Annotated in this window: 18 protein-coding genes; 7 read left to right on the top strand and 11 right to left on the bottom strand. The window is 69.6% G+C overall.

The features are described from left to right. Positions 1–25 precede the first annotated feature (25 nt). On the bottom strand, positions 26–1,069 hold the full coding sequence (locus tag RAB71_RS00990; RefSeq protein WP_010342382.1) for a LacI family DNA-binding transcriptional regulator: 1,044 nt from the start codon (positions 1,067–1,069) through the stop codon (positions 26–28). Between the two features lie 14 nt (positions 1,070–1,083). Beyond that, entirely contained in the window at positions 1,084–4,149 is a 3,066-nt protein-coding gene (locus RAB71_RS00985; protein WP_010342383.1) for a discoidin domain-containing protein, read from the bottom strand. Positions 4,150–4,551: 402 nt separating this feature from the next. On the opposite strand from RAB71_RS00985, the gene RAB71_RS00980 reads away from it, so the two are divergent. From RAB71_RS00980 to RAB71_RS00970, 3 genes are all read left to right on the top strand, one after another. After that, positions 4,552–5,466 (top strand): hypothetical protein, encoded by a 915-nt coding sequence (locus RAB71_RS00980; protein WP_104609500.1) that lies wholly within the window; start codon positions 4,552–4,554, stop codon positions 5,464–5,466. Next, positions 5,466–8,138 (top strand): glycerol-3-phosphate 1-O-acyltransferase PlsB, encoded by a 2,673-nt coding sequence (plsB, locus tag RAB71_RS00975; RefSeq protein WP_010342385.1) that lies wholly within the window; start codon positions 5,466–5,468, stop codon positions 8,136–8,138. Before RAB71_RS00980 ends, plsB begins: the two co-directional genes overlap by 1 nt. 265 nt (positions 8,139–8,403) lie before the next feature. Then, positions 8,404–9,252, top strand: a complete 849-nt coding sequence (locus tag RAB71_RS00970) for a DUF2884 family protein (protein ID WP_010342386.1) — start codon at positions 8,404–8,406, stop codon at positions 9,250–9,252. A gap of 70 nt (positions 9,253–9,322) precedes the next feature. Here RAB71_RS00970 and RAB71_RS00965 read toward each other — a convergent pair whose 3' ends face one another. Beyond that, positions 9,323–9,901: a DUF488 family protein gene (locus RAB71_RS00965; RefSeq protein ID WP_010342387.1), complete on the bottom strand. Its 579-nt coding sequence runs from the start codon at positions 9,899–9,901 to the stop codon at positions 9,323–9,325. Continuing rightward, complete coding sequence (locus RAB71_RS00960; protein ID WP_010342388.1) at positions 9,898–10,101, bottom strand: YdcH family protein; 204 nt, start codon at positions 10,099–10,101, stop codon at positions 9,898–9,900. Before RAB71_RS00960 ends, RAB71_RS00965 begins: the two co-directional genes overlap by 4 nt. 165 nt (positions 10,102–10,266) lie before the next feature. Between RAB71_RS00960 and bamE the strand changes: the two genes are divergently transcribed. Further along, entirely contained in the window at positions 10,267–10,845 is a 579-nt protein-coding gene (gene bamE, locus RAB71_RS00955; protein ID WP_010342389.1) for an outer membrane protein assembly factor BamE, read from the top strand. 130 nt (positions 10,846–10,975) lie between these two features. Here bamE and RAB71_RS00950 read toward each other — a convergent pair whose 3' ends face one another. The 3 genes from RAB71_RS00950 to RAB71_RS00940 all read right to left on the bottom strand — a co-directional run bounded on the left by RAB71_RS00950 (position 10,976) and on the right by RAB71_RS00940 (position 13,675). Further along, entirely contained in the window at positions 10,976–12,355 is a 1,380-nt protein-coding gene (locus tag RAB71_RS00950; RefSeq protein WP_158255546.1) for an XVIPCD domain-containing protein, read from the bottom strand. A gap of 11 nt (positions 12,356–12,366) precedes the next feature. Beyond that, complete coding sequence (locus RAB71_RS00945) at positions 12,367–12,840, bottom strand: hypothetical protein (protein ID WP_156148502.1); 474 nt, start codon at positions 12,838–12,840, stop codon at positions 12,367–12,369. 271 nt (positions 12,841–13,111) lie between these two features. Next, on the bottom strand, positions 13,112–13,675 hold the full coding sequence (locus RAB71_RS00940) for a hypothetical protein (protein WP_010340604.1): 564 nt from the start codon (positions 13,673–13,675) through the stop codon (positions 13,112–13,114). 219 nt (positions 13,676–13,894) lie between these two features. Here RAB71_RS00940 and RAB71_RS00935 point away from each other — a divergent pair, with 219 nt between their 5' ends. Both RAB71_RS00935 and RAB71_RS00930 read left to right on the top strand, forming a co-directional pair. Then, positions 13,895–14,374 carry a DUF4262 domain-containing protein gene (locus tag RAB71_RS00935; protein WP_029561781.1) on the top strand — a complete coding sequence of 160 codons (480 nt, stop codon included), beginning with the start codon at positions 13,895–13,897 and terminating at the stop codon, positions 14,372–14,374. After that, on the top strand, positions 14,374–14,670 hold the full coding sequence (locus RAB71_RS00930; RefSeq protein WP_010340606.1) for a hypothetical protein: 297 nt from the start codon (positions 14,374–14,376) through the stop codon (positions 14,668–14,670). The genes RAB71_RS00935 and RAB71_RS00930 overlap by 1 nt, the downstream gene beginning before the upstream one ends. 200 nt (positions 14,671–14,870) lie before the next feature. On the opposite strand, the gene RAB71_RS00925 is transcribed toward RAB71_RS00930, so the two are convergent. The 4 genes from RAB71_RS00925 to RAB71_RS00910 all read right to left on the bottom strand — a co-directional run bounded on the left by RAB71_RS00925 (position 14,871) and on the right by RAB71_RS00910 (position 18,909). Further along, complete coding sequence (locus RAB71_RS00925) at positions 14,871–16,463, bottom strand: choice-of-anchor Q domain-containing protein (RefSeq protein ID WP_010340607.1); 1,593 nt, start codon at positions 16,461–16,463, stop codon at positions 14,871–14,873. A 287-nt stretch (positions 16,464–16,750) separates the two neighbouring features. After that, entirely contained in the window at positions 16,751–18,301 is a 1,551-nt protein-coding gene (locus tag RAB71_RS00920; RefSeq protein WP_010340608.1) for a cryptochrome/photolyase family protein, read from the bottom strand. Between the two features lie 52 nt (positions 18,302–18,353). Next, positions 18,354–18,512, bottom strand: a complete 159-nt coding sequence (locus RAB71_RS00915; protein WP_010340609.1) for a DUF2256 domain-containing protein — start codon at positions 18,510–18,512, stop codon at positions 18,354–18,356. Positions 18,513–18,546: 34 nt separating this feature from the next. After that, positions 18,547–18,909 carry a hypothetical protein gene (locus RAB71_RS00910; RefSeq protein WP_010340610.1) on the bottom strand — a complete coding sequence of 121 codons (363 nt, stop codon included), beginning with the start codon at positions 18,907–18,909 and terminating at the stop codon, positions 18,547–18,549. A gap of 159 nt (positions 18,910–19,068) precedes the next feature. Between RAB71_RS00910 and RAB71_RS00905 the strand changes: the two genes are divergently transcribed. Then, positions 19,069–19,605 carry a DUF2199 domain-containing protein gene (locus tag RAB71_RS00905; RefSeq protein ID WP_010340611.1) on the top strand — a complete coding sequence of 179 codons (537 nt, stop codon included), beginning with the start codon at positions 19,069–19,071 and terminating at the stop codon, positions 19,603–19,605. Positions 19,606–19,687: the final 82 nt, after the last annotated feature.

Genomic DNA, 19,687 nt, shown 5'->3' with positions numbered 1-19,687 from the left:
GACATCGGTGGTGCATGCGTCGGTGTCAGTCCATGGCGGTCCCTCGCTGGGCACTGGAAGCACGAACGATGAGTTGTGGAGCGATCGCATTGGCCGACGCCGGCGATACCGCCGCAGCCGCATGCGGCTCCAGCGCCGCCAGCAGCAACTGCATGGCGCGAGCGCCGAAGCCGGCGATGTCCACGCGCATGGTGGTCAGGGCCGGATGCACGTAGCGTGCCATCGGCACGTCGTCGAAGCCGGCCAGGGCGATGTCCTCGGGCACGCGCAGCCCGGCATGGGTGAAGGCGAACAGGCAGCCCAGCGCCATCATGTCGTTGGCGGCGAACACCACGTCCGGGCGCTGGCCCTGCAGCAGGGCTTCGCCGGCGCGGTAGCCGGAGGCCTCGTCGAAGGCGCCGGGCAGCACCAGCGGCGCCACCTGCGGGCAGCGCTCGCGCAGTTCGTCGCGGTAGCCGCGCAGGCGCTCGCGCGCGTCGAAGTTGTCGTCCGGCCCGGCGATGAAGGCGATGCGGCGATGGCCCACGTCCAGCAGGTGGCGGGTCATGGCGCGCGCGCCGCCGTAGTTGTCGACGTTGAGCACCTGCGCCTCGCCGATGCGCTCGGCGCAGTTCATCAGCACCGCCGGCAGCGTGCCGGGCAGCATGTCGGCCGGGTCCTCGGCATCGCTGGCCAGGGACGGCGACATGATCAGCAAGCCGTCCACGCGCCCGGGCATGCGCCGCACCGCCAGCCGCTGCTGCTCCGGTTCGCCGTGGTAGCTGGACACCAGCAGGTGCAGGCCGCGCTCGCGCGCCACCGTGTCGATGCCGCGGATCAATTCGGAGAAGAACTCGCCGTGCAGATCCGGCAGCACCACGCCGATGGTGTGGGTGCGGCGGCTGCTCAGGCTGCGCGCGGCGTGGTGCGGCACGTAGTGCAGGGTGCGCGCGGCTTCCAGCACGCGCGCGCGCACCGACTCGGCCACGTGCTGGTGACCGTTCATGGTGCGCGACACGGTCGCCACCGACACGTTGGCCAGGCGCGCCACGTCCTTGATGGTGATGTTGGCGCGCTGGTCCGGCGCCATGACGGGGGGCGGGCTCACCAGCGTGCCTCCAGGGTCCGGAACGGCTTGGACAGGGTCACGCCGCCGGCGTCGTATTGGTCGATCCGGCGGCCGTCCACGCGCACCTGGGTCGGCCGCGTGCGCGTCGGCCAGACCACGCGCACGGCGGTACCGGCACGCAGGCCGCTGTCGAGTTCGACCCGCAGCCGCCCGTCGCGCTGGCGCGCGCGCAGGCCGAGCGTGCCGTAGGCGGTGGGCAGGCGCTGCACGGCCAGGCCATCGTCGGCGAGCCAGGCCGGCGGCACGCCGGGCAGCAGCACCAGCGCATCGTCGCCCTCGTGCATGAGCATGCCGAACAGCGTGCGCGCGTACTCGGCGCCGATCCAGGTATGCGGCATGTCGCCCAGGTAGCGCGGGAAGCGCAGCCGCGACTGCACCACCTCGGCCAGCACCTGCCACTCGAACGGGCGGCGGTCGCGCAGCAGGTCCTGCAGCAGTTCGTCGGCCACCTGCGGCTGGTCCAGATGCACGTAGGTCAGCACGTTGCGCATCTCGTACGGGGTGTAGGCCCACAGCGCATTGGGCTGCTTGCGCTGGCGCACGTCTTCCAGGTAGCGGGCGAAGGTGGTGCGCAGCGCCGCCTCCGGCAGCAGGTCCTGCTGGCCGGTGGGATCCAGCGCGATGGAGACGCTGGTCGGATCGCCGTCGCCCAGGTCGGCCGCGGCGGGAATGTAGTCCGCGCCCTTCCACGCCATGGTGGCGCGGATCGAGGCGGCCAGCGAAGTGCGCAGCGCCACGTACTGTTCGCGCGCCCACGCCGCTGTGGCGGTATCGCCCAGCGATGCCGCCAGCCAGGCACCGTCGTGCCAGCCCTTCAGCGCCCAGTAGTCGTCCCAATAGCTGTGGGTGGGGCTGGAATAGCCTTCGTGGCTGATCGACGGGGCCAGGATGCCGCGGAAGCGTTCCGGCGCCGGCTGCTCGGCCATGTAGCCGGGCACCAGGGTGCGCTCGCGCAGCTCCTGCAGGAACTGCATCGCCAGCTTCACCTTCGGCAGGTAGGCGCGCACGCTCTCCGGGCCGCCGTCCAGCCGCGCCACGTCGGCGACCAGTGCGATGTACTCGCCCTGGCTGTCGTACTCCAGGTCCGAGCCGAAACCGTCGTTGACGCTGCCGTCGTCGTTGAGGATCGGCGAGACCAACCCGTTCGGGTGCACCGCGTGGTCGCTGTACCACTGCAGGTAGTCGCGTGCGACCTGCGCCTGGCCCATGCGCAACAGGATCGCCGAGGTGGCCATGCCGTCGCGGATGAAGGAACGGTTGTAGTTGCGCGGCCCCGGCTGCATCGCCGGGCCGGTCTGGTTGATCAGCATGTACGCGGCCTGCGCGCGCAGCATGTCCACCAGGCTGGCGTCGGGCAGGCGCAGGCCGACGTTGCCCAGGCGCTGCTGCCAGTCCGCGGAGACCTGCTCGGCCAGCGCGTCGAAGCTGCGGCCCGCGTCGCCACGGCCGGCGGCGAGCAGGGCGTCGCGGTCCAGCGGCGGCGCCGGCGGCAGGCGGCCCTGGGCGTCGGCGCTGGCAGTGCCCAGCGGGAACGCCAGCACCACGTCCTGTTGCGCACCCGGCGCCAGGCGCACCGTGTAGTTCAGCATCGCCGCGGCCAGGCCGTCGGCGTCGTGCGCCTGCTGCTGCGCCGGCAGCGTGCCGGCGACGACGTGGCGGGTGATCTCGGTGGCGCCGTTCGTGCCGAACGCCTCGGCGCCACCGCCGCTGGGCGTGCTAAGCGACGTCAGCAGCGCGCGGCCGTCGATCTGCACGGTGCCGCCGTCGACGGCGATATCGTGGATCGGCGACAGGCCGCCGTTCTGCCACGGCGGATTCATCTGCATCGGCCGCACCAGCAGAGAGAGGGTGCCGCTGACCGGCGTGGTGCCGATGTTGCGCAGGCGATGGCGCAGCAGCGTCACCGGCTGGCCGCCGCGTTCGATCGCGAAGGTCTCGCTGCGCAGTTCCAGCCCCGGCTGCGGCGACCAGCGCACCGACGGCATCGGCTTCCAGCCATCGCGCAGCGCGTGGGTCAGGGCATGGCCGTCGGCCCCGGCAGCGGTGCCGGACACGTCGCGCCACAGCGGCTGCACCAGCGGCGCGCCCTTCCACGCCTCCAGGTTGCCGTATTCGTCGAAGATCGACTTTTGCCGGCCGGCATGGATGCCGACCGCGGTCCAGTAGGTCTGCTGCATGTGCAGCGAGGCCGGGAACAGCGCGCGCGTGGCGCCGCGCTGCGCGGCGACCTGGTAGCGCTTCATCGGCGTCATCACCGCCTTCGGCCCCAGCAGGCGCAGGCGCGCCAGGGTCGGTGCGACCCCACCGGGCGCGGCGTCCACGCGCAGGCGCAGCGCCCGCACCGGCAGCGGCGCCGTGCCGGCCAGGTAGGCGCTGTCGCTGTCGCCGGCCTGCGGATCGTCGGCCAGCGTGCGCCAGCGGCCCGCGGCGTCCTGCGCCTGCAACTGCGCCGCGCCATGCGCGCCGGCGAACTCGACGATCAGGCCGGCGCTGTCGAACGCGCGCGGGAAGGCGATGTCCAGTTGCCGCGCCTGCGCGCCCTTGCCCGGCATCGCCACCGCGGCACCGCCCTGCCACAGCGCCGCAGCGTCGGCCGCGGACACGCCACGCAATTGCGCAGCGTCGGCGCCCAGCGGCTGCATCTCGTAGATCGACACGCCCCAGTCGGCGCTGCGCGCGGGCGCGGCCAGGCGCAGGTAGCGGGCCAGGTGCGGCGCGAAGAACACCGTCTCGGTGCCGCCCAGCGAATCGGCCATCGTGTAGACCGTGTCCCAGCGCTGGCCATCGCGCGAGGTCTGCAGCAGGAAGCCTTCCGGATTGGAGGTGTCCCACTGCAGGCGCACGCCGCCGACCTGCGCGGCGCGGCCCAGATCGATCTGGAACCAGTGGCCGGGACTGAAGGCGCCGGCAGTGCGGGTGCTGGCGTCGCCGTCGATCAGATAGCCGATCGCCTGCGCCTTGACCTGCTTGGAGGAACTGGACGCCTGCCATTGCGCACGCGGCGGCAGGCGGCCGTCCTGCGCCTGCACCGGGGCCGTCATCGCAAGTCCGCACAGGACTGCAGACAACACCCAGGCGCAGCGGCGCGCGCCACCGTGACCGAGCACTCGGATGATCTCTGACGAATATCGCACTGGGTCCCCCGGCCAGCACCGCCTCAATCGAGGTGGGCGGACGTTAGCAGCAACTGCAAGCGGTTACATGATGCATTGCAACATGTGCAATCCCCTGGCACGTCTGGTCATCCGCCGACATGCCTGTCCCGACGGTCCCAAGCCGGGTCATGAAATGTCCTGCCGCGACAAGCCCAGCCCCCTGGATGCCTGCCAGTGCTCCCCGCGCCACAGCCCCGCCCGGCTTGCCGGAATCGCCCGCGCCCAGCAAGATGCGGGACGTTTTGGGGAACGAGCCCGCACCGTATGCCGTCCTGCCCGACCCGGGTCATGTCCTCACGCGCGCTGTGCGTCCTGCTGTTGGCGATGCTCGCCCTGGCCGCGGGCGGATGCAAGCGCACGCCCGCCGAACTGCCCGGCGCCAGCGCCGAGCCGGCCGCCGCGGTGCGCACGCTGGCGCGCGCGCTGCAGCGCAACGACCTGCTCGGCTACGCCCAGGCCGCGGTGCCGCCGGCCCAGTACCAGCGCCTGCAGCAGGCCTGGAGCGAGGACCGCAGCCGCTGGCCGCTGACCGAACTGCCGCTGGCCGAACGCCTGCCCGAGGTACTGGACACCCTTGCCGCGCCGGACGCCGAGCGCCAGCTGCAGCGCGCCTTCGACGCGCAGTTCGGCGGCCAGGCGGCGAGCCTGAAGCAGGCGGCGCACTCGCTGGGCCTGTTCGGCGTGCAGTTCCTGCGCAATCAGGGCCACTACACGCCCGAGCAGCGCGGCCATTACGTGCAACTGGTGCAGGCGCTGAGCGCCTGGGCCGCGCGCGCGCCGCTGTCCGAGCGCAAGCGCGCGCAGGCGGCGCTCGCGCGGCTGTGCGCGGGCGCGCGCCGCACCGGCGTGCGCAGCGATGCCGACCTGCGCACCCTGGGCATGGACGAGAGCCTGCGCCGGCTGGGCCCGTTCCTGGCCGACCTCAAGGCGGTGCTGGCCGACTATGGCCTGGACCTGGACGCCAGCGCCGGCGCGCTGCGCACCGGCCTGGTCAACCAGCAGGGCGACCAGGCGGTGGTGCGCATCCAGTACCCGCTGGACGGCGAACAGATCGACACCACCGCGGTGCTGGTGCGCCGCGACGGGCACTGGTACCTGCGCGACACCCTCAGCGAGGTGGATGCGCTGCTGGCGGCCAGCGCCGGCACCGCCGCCGCGGCCGCGGCACCCGCCGCCGACCCCGCTCCGCCGGCTAAGCGATAATGGCCCCGATGCCAGAACAGAATCCCCTCCCGTTCCCCGACGACGCCGCGGCCGCACGCGCGGCCGACGCGGCCCGTGCGCCCGCCGATGCGTCCCCCGCCGACCCCGGCGCCGCGCCCTCTTCGACCGTCGTGCCCTCCACCCTGCCCGTGGCCGTGACCGCCGCGCGCCAGGGCAAGGGACCGCTGTGGGCGCGCCTGCTCGGCCGCCTGGCCGATCCCTGGCTGGGCCTGAAGATCGAACCGGCCGAGCCCGGCCAGTACAACGACGGCCGCCCGGTGGTGTACGTGCTGGAGGACTACGGCCTGTCCAACGCGCTGATCCTGGACAAGGCCTGCCGCGAATCCGGCCTGCCCTCGCCGCTGGTGCCGCTGCCCGGCGATCCGCTGGGGCGCAAGCGCGCCTACCTGGCGCTGTCCCGGCGCAGCAGCAACCACGCGCTGCTGCCGGAACAGCGCGGCGCCAAGACCCACTCCGATTCGCTGGCCAAGCTGCTGCAGGCGCACCGCGAGCGTCCGGAGCTGGACATCCACCTGGTGCCGGTGTCGATCTTCGTCGGCCGCGCCCCGGACAAGCAGAGCGGCTGGTTCGCCGTGCTGTTCTCGGAAAACTGGGCGCTGGTGGGCAGCTTCCGGCGCCTGCTCGGCGTGCTGCTCAACGGCCGCAGCACCATCGTGCGCTTCGCCCCGCCGGTGTCGATGCGGCAGACGGTGGAGGAAGGGCTGCCGCCCGAGCGCACCGTACGCAAGCTGCAGCGCGTGCTGCGCACCCACTTCCGGCGCATCCGCGAGGCGGTGATCGGTCCCGACCTGTCGACCCGGCGCCTGCTGGTGGACCAGGTGCTGGCGGCCGAGCCGGTACGCGAGGCGATCGCCGCGCAGGCCAAGCGCGACAACAGCAAGCCGGTGGACGCCTGGCGCAAGGCGCACGCCTACGCCTGGGAGATCGCCGCCGACTATTCCAGCCCGGTGGTGCGCTCGGCCAGCTTCCTGCTGACCCACGTGTGGAACCGCATCTACGCCGGCGTGCTGGTCCACCACCTGGACAAGCTCAAGGACGCCGCGCCCGGGCACGAAGTGATCTACGTGCCCAGCCACCGCAGCCACATGGACTACCTGCTGCTGTCCTACCTGCTGTACGAACGCGGCATCGTGCCGCCGCACATCGTCGCCGGCATCAACCTCAACCTGCCGGTGGTCGGCACCCTGCTGCGCAAGGGCGGCGCGTTCTTCATCCGCCGCTCGATCAAGGGCAACGCGCTGTACTCGGCGGTGCTCAGCGAGTACGTGGCGCAACTGGTGGCCGGCGGCTACTCGATCGAGTACTTCGTCGAAGGCGGGCGCTCGCGCACCGGCCGCCTGCTGCAGCCCAAGGGCGGCATGATCGCGATGACCCTGCGCGCGTTCCTGCGCCAGCCGCGCAAGCCGGTGCTGTTCCAGCCGATCTACGTCGGCTACGAGAAGCTGATGGAAGGCAACAGCTACCTCGACGAACTCAGCGGCCGGCCCAAGGAGAAGGAATCGATCTGGGCGCTGCTGTGGGGCATCCCCAAGGTGCTCAAGCAGAACTACGGCCAGGTGGTGGTGAACTTCGGCGAGCCGATCCCGCTGAGCCAGGTGCTGGCGCAGCGTGCCCCGGATTGGGACGGCCAGCCGCTTGGCGAGGACGAGAAGCCGGCCTGGTTGAACGGCACCGTCGATGCGCTGGCGCAGCAGATCCAGGTGCACATCAACGCCGCCGCCGACGTCAATCCGGTCAACCTGCTGGCACTGGCGCTGCTGTCCACGCCCAAGCACGCCATGGGCGAGGCCGACCTGATCGCGCAGATCGAACTGTGCAAGAAGCTGCTGGCGGAACTGCCGTACTCGGACCGGGTCACGGTGACCCCGCACTCGCCCGAGCGCATCATCGCCCACGCCGAGGAGATCAACGTGCTGACCCGCACGCCGCATCCGCTCGGCGACGTGCTCAGCGTCAACGGCGACAACGCGGTGCTGCTGAGCTACTTCCGCAACAACGTGCTGCACCTGTTCACTGCGTCCTCGTGGGTGGCCTGCTGCTTCCAGAACAACCGCCGCATGAGCCGCGCCGGCCTGCTGCGGCTGGGCCGCACCGTGTACCCGTTCCTGCAGGCCGAACTGTTCCTGCCGTGGAGCGAGGACCAGTTCGCCGAGCGCATCGAACGCACCATCGAGGTGTTCGTGCGCGAAGGCCTGCTGCTGCAGCTCAACGAGGACGATGGCAGCGTGCTGGCGCGCAACACCGGGCAGACCGACGAGGTGTTCCGCCTGCGCGCCATCGGCCACTCGCTGCAACAGGCGTTCGAGCGCTATTACATCGCCATCTCGGTATTGGTGAAGAACGGCCCGGGCAAGCTCGGCGCCGGCGAACTGGAGAGCCTGTGCCAGCAGGCCGCGCAACGCCTGAGCCTGCTGTACGCGCCGGCCGCGCCGGAGTTCTTCGACAAGACCCTGTTCCGCGGCTTCATCCAGAAACTGCGCGAACTGAAGCTGGTGTGGCCGGACGAGAACAGCAAGCTGGTGTTCGACGAACGGCTGGATGCGTGGGCAAAGGATGCGAAGTTCATCCTTGGCCGCGAGTTGCGCCACACGATCGAGCGGGTCAGCCCGGAAGCGGCCAAGGTCGAGGAGCCGCCGGTTCCGCAGGATTGAGGCGGCAGTCGCAGCACTTGCAGTCGTGATGCGGTGAGATTCTGGCGCGTGGCGACGCGCCAGACACAAGGGCGCCCTGGTATCACTGCGGCGCGGCGCGTGGCGGCGCGCCGGACATCAGGTCGCCCCGCCGCCCTGCGGCGCGGCGGGTGACGCCGCGGCACAGTGACTTCCGACACGCGACCGTGGGCCGGTGCGGCCCGAGCATGCATGAAACTCCCTGCTGCGGGTTCCGGCGATGCGCACAGCTCCTCTTTTCGCTCTGTTGCTGTTTGCCGCCTCCAGCGGGCCCGCGTGGGCCGATCAGGGCGAAGACAGCGGCGACGGCAAGCACGACCATCGGCCGCAGGTGTCCTCGCGCCAGTGCGGCCTGAGCACGCCGTTCAACGTGCTGGCCGACAGCGGCGGCATCTGGCTCACCCGCAGCGGTGGCGATGGGCCGCGCGAGATCTTCTTCCATGCCGGCGAATTGAGCGTGGATCGCCAGGTGCAGCAGATCGGCGACGCCGATGCGCAACGGCTGCTGGAGATGGAACGCGAAACCCGCGCGCTGATGCCGCAGGTGGCCGACCTCTCGCACGAGGTGGTCGATCTCAGCTACGACGTGCTCGGCTCGGTGGTGGAGATGCTGACCGGCAGCGGCGGCAACGCGCGCAAGATCGAACGGCTGCGCACGCACGCCAACGCCTACGTCGACGGAACGCTCGGCAAGGGGCGCTGGGACCAGGAGGCGTTCGACGACCGGTTCGAGGACTACGTCGAGACGCAGGCGGAGAGCTTCGTGAGCAGCATCACCCGGCACGTACTCTGGCAGGTCATGACGGGCCGTGGGGACGCCATCGGCGACCGCGCCGAGCGCATGGATGCCGCCCTTGAGGCGCGGCTGGATGCGCGCAGCAAGGGGATCGAGACCAAGGCGCAGGCGCTGTGCGCGCGGGTGGTGCGGCTGGATCAGTTGCAGCAGGCGCTGGAGTACCGCTACCGCGGCCAGCCCCTGCGCCTGCTCGCCGCCTCCGAGGACGGTGCGACTGGACAAAACACCGCCGCCCTCGTCGGCACCGACGATACGCCGCGGAGCAATGCGGTCACGGTGCCGTCGGTCCCAACGCATTGAGCCTGACACCGCCGCTGGCGCGTGGCGACGCACCCGCCGCGCTGGCGGCCTGCGGCGACGGCAGCACCGCTCAGGCCTCGAACAGGTCCCCGGTGCGCGGTCCGGCATCCGCCGCATCCGGCGGATAGACCAGTTGCCCCTGCGCATCGCTGCGCGCGGCCGGGTTCAGCGTGGCCGGTTCCTGGCGGGCGACGTCGATCAGGTGCACCACCGGGTGGCCATGGTGCAGCAGATGGTCGCAGATGATCTGGCGGTGGCACTGGCGCCAGTAGGCCTCGGCGCACATCACCGCGCATGCGCCGTCGCCGCCGAAGGCCTGCAACTCGGTCAGCGCCTCGGTGAATTCGCTGCCCAACGCATAGTCGGCGTAGTTGTGGAAGCTGACGCTGCGCCAGTGACCGTTGCGCTGCGGATCGACCCCCGGCTGCCTGCCGCGGCGCCCGCCCAGGGCGCGGAAGTGCCGGTAGGCGATGCCTGCCGCGGCCAGCGCCGGCGCCAGCGCGCTGCCGTCGAACTGCGGGAACCGCCGCGAATACGGAAACGCGCGCACGTCGGCCAGGCGGGTGACGCCGGCGCCCTGCAGGATCTGCAGGAAGGTCTCCAGGCTGCGCGTGGAATGGCCGACGCTGAAGAAGGTCGCTGCGCTCACGCCGGTTCGTCGGGGATCAGCAGATGCTCCAGGCGCATGATGCAGTCCTTCAGTTGCAGCTTGCGCTTCTTCAGCCGCTTGGCTTCCAGCTCGTCGTCCAGATTGGCCGGGATGCGCTGCAGCTGTTCGTCGAGCGCGCGGTGCTCGCGACGCAGGGCGTCGATGCGCAGGGAGATCTCGGCGGGCGTCAGGGTGTCCACGAGGTTCGAGCATACACAGGCCGGCGGTCCGCCGTCACCGTGCAACGCGCCGCTATCCGGGGCGCGGGCCAGCCGGCACAATGCGCGCGGGCGCCGCGGCGGAGGCGGCGCCCTCCCACCCTCGTGCCACCCGCGGCAGGATCGCCGCGCCGAAAGGAGTCAGCCATGCGTTCGTTCCGTTCCCCGTTCGTTCTCGCCCTCGCCCTGGCGGCAGCCCTGCCGCATCTGGCCTCGGCGGCCGATCCCAAGTTCTCCGGCTTCCTGTGCTGCAACATGCGCAGCGACGGCAGCTGGATCAGCGACAGCAACTACGCCGAAGACGGCAAGCAGGTGATTCCGGCCGGCACGCCGGTGCAGGTGACCGGTTACGGTCGCTACCGGGTCAATGTGTTGATCGACGGCAAGAAGCAGTCGATCGGCAACGACTACAGCCGCGACCTGGGCAACGAGGCCTTCGCCCAGCGCTACGTGGTCGCGCAGGATCCCAAGGCGAAGCTGGCGGCCTACCCGCCGAAGATCCGCGAGGCGATCGCCGCCAACCGCGTGACCAAGGGCATGACCCGCGAACAGGTGCTGATGGCGCTGGGCTATCCGATCACCAGCGAGAACCCGAGCCTGGATGCGCCGCTGTGGCGCTACTGGCTCGACAGCTTCAACGAGTTCCAGGTGTCCTTCGACGGCACCGGCAAGGTCGAGAAGGTCACCGCCGACCCGAAGACCCAGAACCTGGTCTGGCAGCCGTAAGCCCAGCGTGCCCTGGCGCCGCGCTCCCGACGCGATGGGAGGCGGCGCGAGCGGCGCGCCGTGGCCGCGGCCTGCCGCGACCATGGCCCACCGAGGCCGCAGTACCGCGCGCGCTGCCGCCCTGCTGCGCTCAGCGGCTCAGCACTTGCGGCGGATCGCTCCGCGTCGGGCCTTGTTGCGATGCCTGCAGCGCCTGTTCCTGCTCCTGTGCCTGGCGCTGCGCCTGCCCCTGCTGCGCCCCCAGCTGCTGCAGTTGCTGGTAGGTCTCCTGCGCCGGCCGCGCGATCGCCTCGCTGGTCGGCATGTGTGCGCGGTTGGCGTAGGGATCGGGCGAGACATCGCCGCCGCTGCGGTATACGAACGCCAGTTCGCCGCCCTGATAGGAAGCGGTCGGTCGGTTGAAGCCGACCGCCAGCTGGTCGCGCTCGCTGAAGCCGTTCTGCTTCGCCAAGAGGGTCAGGCTGGCGGTCATGCGCTCGCTGTTGTCGTCCCAGCCCTTGCCGATCGCCTGTTCGGCCTGGGCCACGCCGCTGCGGACCCGCTCGTGCAGGCCGCGGTCGGCGGCACCCGGCGCGGCGGCCGGCTCGCCGGCGCGCGGCGCGGGCGGCTGCGCCTGCGGCTCGTGCTGCTGTGCCGGTGCGGGCCCGTCGCGAAATCCTGCCGGCAGCAGGTCGCGCGGCACCTGCGCGGCATCGATGCCGACTGCCTTCAGGTCGGCATGCACCGCCGGCGGCGTGCGCTCGGGATGCTGCGCCTGCGCCCGGTCCTCGGCATCGGCGATCTGCGCCAGCGCGCGCTCGCCGTAGTTCTGCGGATAACCGCGCGCATCGTAGAACAGCTTGCCCATCGCCTCCACGTTGCGCGGGTTGTCGGCGTCGATCTTCAGATCCTTGCCGAAGCTCAGCCCGTCCTTGGCGGTGTAGGTGGCCTTGCTGCCCACGCCCTGCTTGTCGATGTAGCTCGCCATCTCGCTGCTGGCGTTGTACAGGTCCTTGAGCGTGGCCTTGGGATTGTTGCGGGTGACGTAGTCGGCCAGCGTGTTGACCCCGGCGATCTCGTCCTTGGCTTCGCGGGTGCGCTGTTCCTGCCCGTAGGCCTTGAGCGTGGCGGTGTAGTCGTGCGGCGAGGGCGAGGCGGCGATGCCGTCGACCTTGGCGGCGAACGCGGCGTCGCTGCGGTCGATGGCGGCCTTGTTGATGGCATGGCCGATCTCGTGGCCCAGCACGATGCGGGCGGTGTTGGCCGAATCGTCGCGCGGCGCGTTCATCCTGGCCGTGGCCAGCACGTCCATCGGCAACTCGATCTGCCCGGTGCGCGGGCTGTACGCGCCGGTGCCCGCCTCGGGACTGGGCGCAAAGCCGGACAGCTGCTGTTGCCCGATCGCCTGCTCGACGCGCGAGCGCAGCTCCGGCGTGTTGTCCAGCATCTGCCGCAGCGCCTGGCCTTCCTTCGGATGCGCCTGCGCGAACGTGTCGACCATGCCCTTCAGGCGTTCGTCGTCGTGTGCCATCTCCGCTCTCCTTACGCGTCGACCAGGATCTGCAGCATCTCTACGCACGTCCGCGCATCGTGTTCGCCGGCGTCCTTGCCGACGAAGGCGTACACGGCGACCGCGCCGCGTTCGAAATGCCAGCGGCCGGCGCTGCCCTGACGCGGCGGCGCGATCCAGCGCGGCACGAAGCCGGCTGCGACCAGTGCCTGGCGATACGCGTCCAACGATTGCGTGCACTGCGCCGGCGCCGCGCCCGGCGCGGGGGTGAAGCGCAGGTCCAGCCGCGACGGCGGGGCAGCGTCGGCATCGGCGACCGATTCCAGCGTGTAGCCGCCACCACCGGCGAGCGTGCCGGACGCGCTGAACGCATGCCCGCCCTCGTCCTCGACCTGCAGCCCGGTCTGCTCCGCGACCTGGGTGGCGACCAGATCCTGCCTGCCGCCGATCGCCAGGATCAACCGTACTACGCCTTGTGCCAGGTGCTCTGGCGTCATCTCCGACATGGTCCGCTCCGTGTGTGCAGGGGTGATCGAGGGGGAAGAGGAATGCGCGCCGGCACACGCGGCCAGCAGCGCGGTGGCCAGCAGCAGGGCCGCGCGCGGCGCCGGGCGCATGCCGGCTGCGCGCCGCGGCCGGCGGCCATTGCGATGAAACATCCGCTCCATGAAACGCCTCTCCGTCGAGCGCCTGCCGCGCATCGCAGCGCGGCCAGGCTTGGGTGTGCGATTGTAGCCAGCGCACCAAGGCCGCGCAGCCCGCCGCTGCGCCGGCGCGTCAGTCCCAGTCGGCGCGGCGCTGCCAGACGAAGCCGGGCAGATCGATACGCTTGCGCGGCGTACCGTCCCAGTCCACGGTGAAGCCGGCCGCGCGCAACGCCGCGGCGACCTGTTGGCCGACCGCCAGATCCGCCTCCTCGCGCCCGTCCAGATCGCCGAATGCCAGCATCAGCCCGCCGCCGTCGATCGCGCGCTCCATGTCCTGGCCGTGATAGAAGCAGTAGCCGTGATAGCGCCGGTCCGGCGCGTCGGCCACCGCCTGGTTCACTTCGACGTGACCGTCGGACATGGTGTAGCCGGCATTGGCCAGCGCGCAGATGCCGGCCTCGTGCAGCCGCTCGAACAGCGCATCGAGCCGGTCGCAATCGGTCAGCGCCGGCCAGGTCTGTTCCGCCTGCTGCTTGGCCTGCCACTGACTGGCGACCGAGGCGCGCAGCATCGCCTCGTCGCAGTCGTCTTCCAGGATGTCCTCGATCATCTCCTGGATCTCGTCCTGGGAGTAGAAGCCGGACCAGACCCACTTGCGGATCTCGTCGTACACGTAGGCCTCGGATTCGTTCACGGTCGCTCCTGCGGTCTTCGGTGCATGCCGCGCGCACTGTAGCAGGGCCTTCCAGTCGCGTTGCTGACGATCAGGCGCTAGCGAGTTCGCCTGGCATTTGCTACGCAAGCATCACCCACGGCCTCTGCGACCACCATGACCCTGTTGTTCCTATCGGCTTTGGAATTAGACTGATACGCGAGATCTTTCAACACACCTGTGCCGCTCGGCGCGCTCCTCTTGAATGCAAGCACCGACATGAATCGAATGGAGCAGCGGATACTCGACAACGTCGAGAAATTCGGTTGTCACATCACCTCCGTTTTCGATCCGAGTCAGAACAAGCAGCCCTTCTCCTACTCCATCGGTTTGGCAAAAACCCTCGGTATTCCAGAGGTCATTGTCGTCGGAGTTCGCTCCGGCCTTGGCAGCGCCTTGATCAACCGTTACATGGAGCGTGCTCGCAACGGCGAGTTTTTTGTAGCGGGCCTCCCGTATATGGGCTTTCTCGAAGGGTTTCCGGTGCAGTTCCGCCAAGTCCTGGAGGTTCATCGCGAGACCTACATGCTGTCTGCAACCTGGTTTCATGGTGGTACCGACTATGCTGCCCTGCAGATTGTCTATCCGACACTTGGAGGAGTCTGGCCTTGGGATCCAGACGCTTCCGATGACGTTCGCCAGAGTCAGCAGCTGCTGGATGGTGCGGGGATCAGCACTTGATGAAGAGCGTCGTCGGCTGGCTGTTGCTCGTGTCCGGCAGTTGGATACTGGGAGCCGTCCTGAACGAACTCGCATCGCGTAACGGCCTGATCGAGCTGGCCCACGATCGCCGTGGCGAATGGTCCGCCATGACGACACCCATCATCGCCAGTGTCGGCGTGTTGTTGAGTTACTGCGGTGCGTGTTGGCTGATCCTGAAGAAGACCTGCAGGCCATGGCACGTCGCCGGCACTGCCGTTCTGGTGATGTTCCTCTCATTCTGTTGGCTGACGTCGCGCTTCCACCACGCTGTCTGATGATGGACGTTCAGCGCCTTCATCTCTGTCACCCCTCGTGTCCGATTCCAAGCAGAGGGTCGTCAGGCAGCGCGCATCGGTTGGCCTGCTGTACTCGCTGCACGTGCTCCTCTCCGGGTGACGAACGCCGGATCGCGCGGTCGCACCGGCCAAGCCGGCGCGACCGCGCATTGCCGTACGCCTAACGACGGCAGATCGACTTACTTGACCTCCACCGCGCCGAGATCGCACACCGCGGCATTGCGGGGATTGCCGCGCTGGTCGATGGCGGCGCAGCCGCTGCCGGCGTTCAGCGCCGGGCTGTTGGCGGCAGGCAGCATGGTCAGCGTTGGCCCGCCGTTGCTGGCGGGGGCCGACAGCAACGGATCGGCCGCTTTCACGGTGCCCGCGGCCAGGCAGGCATTCGGCCACACCGCGCCCTTGGCCGAGTACTCGATCAGGTTGTTGCCGGTGTTGCTCTGGTTGTTGCAGAACACGCGCTCGGTCTTGGAGTACAGGATGCTGTTGCGGAGGTCGAACCTGTCGCCGAACAGCGTCACCCACGGTGTGTTCTCGGCGAAGGTGACGTTGTTGAAGCGCACGCTGGGTCTGCCCTGGTCGCCGTTGGCCGGTTGCCAGCCGACATGCTGGATGGCCGCGCCCACGCCTTTGGCATAGTTGCCGTAGAAGGTGCTGTTGCTGACGTCGCAGGCGCCGTAGCAATCCAGGTACAGCGCGCCGGCGTTGCCCTGTTCGGCCTTGTTGGACAGGAAGCTGGTCTCGGCGACGCTGATGGTCCCCGGCGTGGTGATGGTGGTGCCGGCGTGCGAGGTGTCGGTGAAGCCCATGCTGATGCGGGCGCCGCCGCCGGGGCCGCCGGTGGCGACGTTGTTGGCGAAGGTGGAGTACTTCACGTCGATGGTGTCCGGCGCGTACGCCCACAACGTGGCGCCGCCGGAGCCATTGGCGGCGACATTGTTGCGGACCACGGTGCCGCACATCGCCAGCGTGCCGCCGCTGCCGACGCCGCCCTTGAGATAGCCGGCCAGCGATGCGCCGTCGGTGTCGATCGCCCCGCCGCCGCCGAAGTTGCCGGCATCGGGGAATCCTTGCGGCGCATTGATCGCCTGGTTGTTGGCGAATTCCGAACCGACGATGGTCAGCCGGCTGAGCTGGGTGTACAGCGCGCCGCCGAGCCAGGAGCTGTTCTTGTAGAAGCCGCTGCGGACGATAGTCACCTCGGCGTCGCTGCCGGCGAAGATGGCGCCGCCGCCGATGCTGCTGCGGTTGGCCAGGAACTGGCTGTTGATGACTTCCAGCTTGCCGCGGTAGCCGACCTTGATCGCGCCGCCACCCCAGGTGCCCGGATCGTAGGCCTGGTTCGATGCCGGTTGCACCGAACTGCCGTTCTGCAGTTTCAGGTTGCGCACCGACAGCGCACTGCCGGCATTGACCAGCAGGATCCGGGCGGACTGGCGACCATCCAGGGTGATCTTGCCCTGGCCGTCGATCACGGTGGGCGTGGTCGCCGCGATGGTGATCGAACGCGCGACGGCGATGCTGGTCGGCTTGGTGCCACAGTTGAAGGTGATGTAGCCGCCCTGCGCGACGGCGGAGGCCAGCGCGCTGGCGGTGCAGCTGGCCTGCGTGCCGTTGCCGACCGTGGTGGTCGCGGTCGGCAGCACCCAGGCCTGCGGCACGCTGCATTGCGGCGCCGCGGGGACCGCGGCGATCGCCGTGGCGGTTGTCATGAGGGCGAGGACACCCAGCGCGTGTGCGCCGGTGCTGAGGGAGAACGTCGTGGTCATGATCATGCTCGATAGGGTTGCGGGGGAACAACACGACGCGCGACAGTCATCCAACTGTCATCCACGTCGCTGACACCTCGAGTGCAACCGGCGGCCTGCGCCGACCGGCGGCATAGGGTGCTCGAGCGCGTGTGGAGCGACCACAACGCAGGTAGCAGATCGCGCGATTGCACGGTCCGCCGATGCGACAGTGTGCCGATACGCGGCGCATGGCACGGTTTGGATGCGTCGCAAGGCACGTTCCCGTGCCGTACCCGATCGCGGCGTGCATGCGGCGCGGCGACCGGCCCGCGCTACAGCGTGTCCAGACGTTCGCGCAACTGCTGCGCCTGCGCCCGTAGCGCCTGCAGTTGCGTGGCCGGCAGCTTGCGCAACTGGCGGTAGACCATGTCCAGGCGACGATTGCGCCCCAGCGTATCCTGGTGCCGCGCGAAGAAGTCCCAGTACAGCGCGTTGTACGGACACGCATGCGAACCAGTCTTCTGCTTGCGATCGTAGCGGCAGCCCTGGCAGTAGTCGCTCATGCGGTCGATGTAGGCCGCGCTGCTGACGTAGGGCTTGGTCGCGAGCAGGCCGCCGTCGGCGAACTGGCTCATGCCGACGGTGTTGGGCAGTTCGACCCATTCGAACGCGTCGATGTAGACGCCCAGGTACCAGCGGTGCACCGCGGCCGGATCCAGTCCGGCCAGCAGGGCGAAGTTGCCGATCACCATCAGCCGCTGGATATGGTGCGCGTACGCGTGCTGCAGCGATTGGCCGATGGCGTGGTGCAGGCAGCGCATGTGCGTCTCCCCGGTCCAGAACCAGGCCGGCAGCGGCGTGTCGTGGCCGAGCGCGTTGCGCGCTTCATAGCCCGGCATGTGTGCCCAGTAGATGCCGCGCACGTATTCGCGCCAGCCGAGGATCTGCCGCACGAAACCTTCCACCGCCGCCAGCGGCGCGGCGCCGGCGCCATAGGCCGCCAGCGCGCGCTGCACCACTTCCTGCGGCCGCAGCATCTTGGTGTTGAGGGCGAAGGAAAGCTGCGAATGGAACAGGCGCGGACTGCGCGTGCTCATCGCATCCTCGTAGCGGCCGAAATGCGGCAGGGCGTCGACGATGAACCGATCGAGGCAGGCCAGCGCCTCGGCCCGGTTCAGCGGCCAGCGCACCGCCTCTGCCTGCGGCTGACCGAAGCTGTCCACGCCAGCGGCCTGGATGCTGGCCCACAGCGCGCGGTGATCGTGGGTCGGGCGCACATCGGGCGGTGGCGGCGGCTCGCCATGCCAGGGCTGGCGATTGTCGTGGTCGTAGTTCCACTGCCCGCCCTCGGGCGTGCCGTCCGCCGCCAGCAGGATGCGGTGGCGCTTGCGCATGTGCCGGTAGAAGTGCTCCATCAACCATTGCGGGCGCCCGCGGAAAAAATCCGCCAACTCGCCGCGGCGCGTGTAGAAGTGCGTGCTGTCCACCGCCTCGACGACGAAGGCCTGCGCCGCGCCCCATTGCCGCAGTTGCTGGTCCAGACGCCATTCGTCCGGATCCTGGTACTGCAGGCGCTGCGCACCGTAGTGCGCCATCAGCGCATCGAGATTGGCGGGGATGGACTGGCGATTGCTGGCATCGTCGATCGCCACGTAGCGCACGCGGTGGCCGGCGCTGCGCAGGTGCCGGGCGAAGTCGCGCATCGCGGCGAACACCGCCAGGATCTTCTGCGCATGGTGCAGGACGTAATCGGTCTCCTGCCGCACTTCCATCAGCACATACACCACGCCGGGATCGCGCACGTCGAACCAGGCATTCTCGGGATCGAGCTGGTCGCCAAGCACCAGGCGCAGGGTGTGAGCGGTGGAGGGCACCGGGCTCATGCAGGGCGGCACGCCTGCTGGCATGCGGTGCGCCAGCGCACGGCCCGGCCTTTCACGGCGCATCCGGCGCGCGCACGCGCTTGCGCTCGCCACGGCAGCGGTCGGAACAATACTTCACCTCGTCCCAGACCTTCTCCCACTTCTTGCGCCAGCGGAACGGACGGCCGCAATGCAGGCAGGGCTTTTCCGGCAGATCCTGTTTCTTGCGCATGCGCGATCCGCAGTTCACTCAGGGTCGCTGTCGCTTACGGCCGCGCCGGCCACTCGCGGAACACCACGCAGACCGTGGTCGGGTCCAGCATCGCGAACTCGCGTGCGCCCCAGGGCTTGAGCGCGACGGTACGGCAATTCGGATGCAGCCACTGCGGCGCACGCGCGGACAACTCGGCATAGATCCTGTCGATGCTGTCGGTTTCGATGCCCAGTTCCGGCCGATCCTTCGCCGCCCACTCGGCGTTCTCCACCAGATAGGCCTTGGCGCCGTCGCGTGCGATCACCGCCATCGTGGCGTCCTGGTACAGCGCCTGGAATCCCAGGCCATCGACGAAGAAGTCCAGCCCGTCCTGCATGCGCGCGTAGAAGATCTTGGGGATGAGGTTCTTGAACATGGGGCGACCTTGCGTCCGTGACCAGGGGCGAGTGTAGCGGGCCGGTCCCGGCGCGGCACGACGACAAAAACAGGGGCGCCGGACACCTGCCGCGCGCCGGGGCTGGCGATGCCGCAGGCGGCTACACTGGCCAACCTTCTTGCCGCCTCGACCCCAACCATGACGTTCCGCTTCACCTGCAGCGCCTGCGATCAGGTCCACGAAGGCATGCCCGGCTTCAGCGTGGCGGCGCCGCTGAGCTATGCGCTGATTCCGGAGGCGCAGCGCGCCACCCGCTGCGAGCTGGGCTCGGACGATTGTGTGATCGACGAGGCTCACTTCTTCATCCGCGGCTGCATCGAGATCCCCGTGCATGACCACGCGGAGCCGTTTTCCTGGGGCGTGTGGGTCTCGCTCAGCGAAGCCAGCTACCAGCAGTGGGTCCGCTGTTTCGATCAGCCGCGGCGTGCGCATGTGGGGCCGTTCTTCGGCTGGCTGAACACACGTCTGTCGCCGTATCCGGAGACCGCCGGCCTCAAGACGCAGGTCCATCTGCGCAACGACGGCATTCGCCCATGGATCGAACTGGAGCCGACCGCGCACCCGCTCGCAGTCGAACAGCGTGAAGGGATCTCCGAGCAGCGGGTGGCCGAACTGTATGCGCTGATGACGCACACATCCATCTCCGTTGCGACGGGCCAGGGGACGACGCCATAACGCTGTCGTCGGTGTGGATGTCTGTGGGCCGCGGGCCGCGTTTCCGTCCGGTGTAGCGGAGGCGTGGAGCCGCGCGCGGTGC

Source organism: Xanthomonas sacchari, from assembly GCF_040529065.1.
Lineage (GTDB): Bacteria > Pseudomonadota > Gammaproteobacteria > Xanthomonadales > Xanthomonadaceae > Xanthomonas_A > Xanthomonas_A sacchari.
This window is presented reverse-complemented; position numbering and strand designations above follow the sequence as displayed.

Coding starts and splice junctions, on each gene's coding strand:
- RAB71_RS00910 (WP_010340610.1), bottom strand. CDS start 18,909: ATGTTCAAGAACCTCATCCCCAAGATCTTCTACGCGCGCATGCAGGAC.
- RAB71_RS00930 (WP_010340606.1), top strand. CDS start 14,374: ATGAAGAGCGTCGTCGGCTGGCTGTTGCTCGTGTCCGGCAGTTGGATA.
- RAB71_RS00985 (WP_010342383.1), bottom strand. CDS start 4,149: ATGACGGCCCCGGTGCAGGCGCAGGACGGCCGCCTGCCGCCGCGTGCG.
- RAB71_RS00915 (WP_010340609.1), bottom strand. CDS start 18,512: ATGCGCAAGAAACAGGATCTGCCGGAAAAGCCCTGCCTGCATTGCGGC.
- RAB71_RS00980 (WP_104609500.1), top strand. CDS start 4,552: ATGTCCTCACGCGCGCTGTGCGTCCTGCTGTTGGCGATGCTCGCCCTG.
- bamE (WP_010342389.1), top strand. CDS start 10,267: ATGCGTTCGTTCCGTTCCCCGTTCGTTCTCGCCCTCGCCCTGGCGGCA.
- RAB71_RS00945 (WP_156148502.1), bottom strand. CDS start 12,840: ATGTCGGAGATGACGCCAGAGCACCTGGCACAAGGCGTAGTACGGTTG.
- RAB71_RS00905 (WP_010340611.1), top strand. CDS start 19,069: ATGACGTTCCGCTTCACCTGCAGCGCCTGCGATCAGGTCCACGAAGGC.
- plsB (WP_010342385.1), top strand. CDS start 5,466: ATGGCCCCGATGCCAGAACAGAATCCCCTCCCGTTCCCCGACGACGCC.
- RAB71_RS00920 (WP_010340608.1), bottom strand. CDS start 18,301: ATGAGCCCGGTGCCCTCCACCGCTCACACCCTGCGCCTGGTGCTTGGC.
- RAB71_RS00925 (WP_010340607.1), bottom strand. CDS start 16,463: ATGATCATGACCACGACGTTCTCCCTCAGCACCGGCGCACACGCGCTG.
- RAB71_RS00950 (WP_158255546.1), bottom strand. CDS start 12,355: ATGGCACACGACGACGAACGCCTGAAGGGCATGGTCGACACGTTCGCG.
- RAB71_RS00990 (WP_010342382.1), bottom strand. CDS start 1,069: ATGGCGCCGGACCAGCGCGCCAACATCACCATCAAGGACGTGGCGCGC.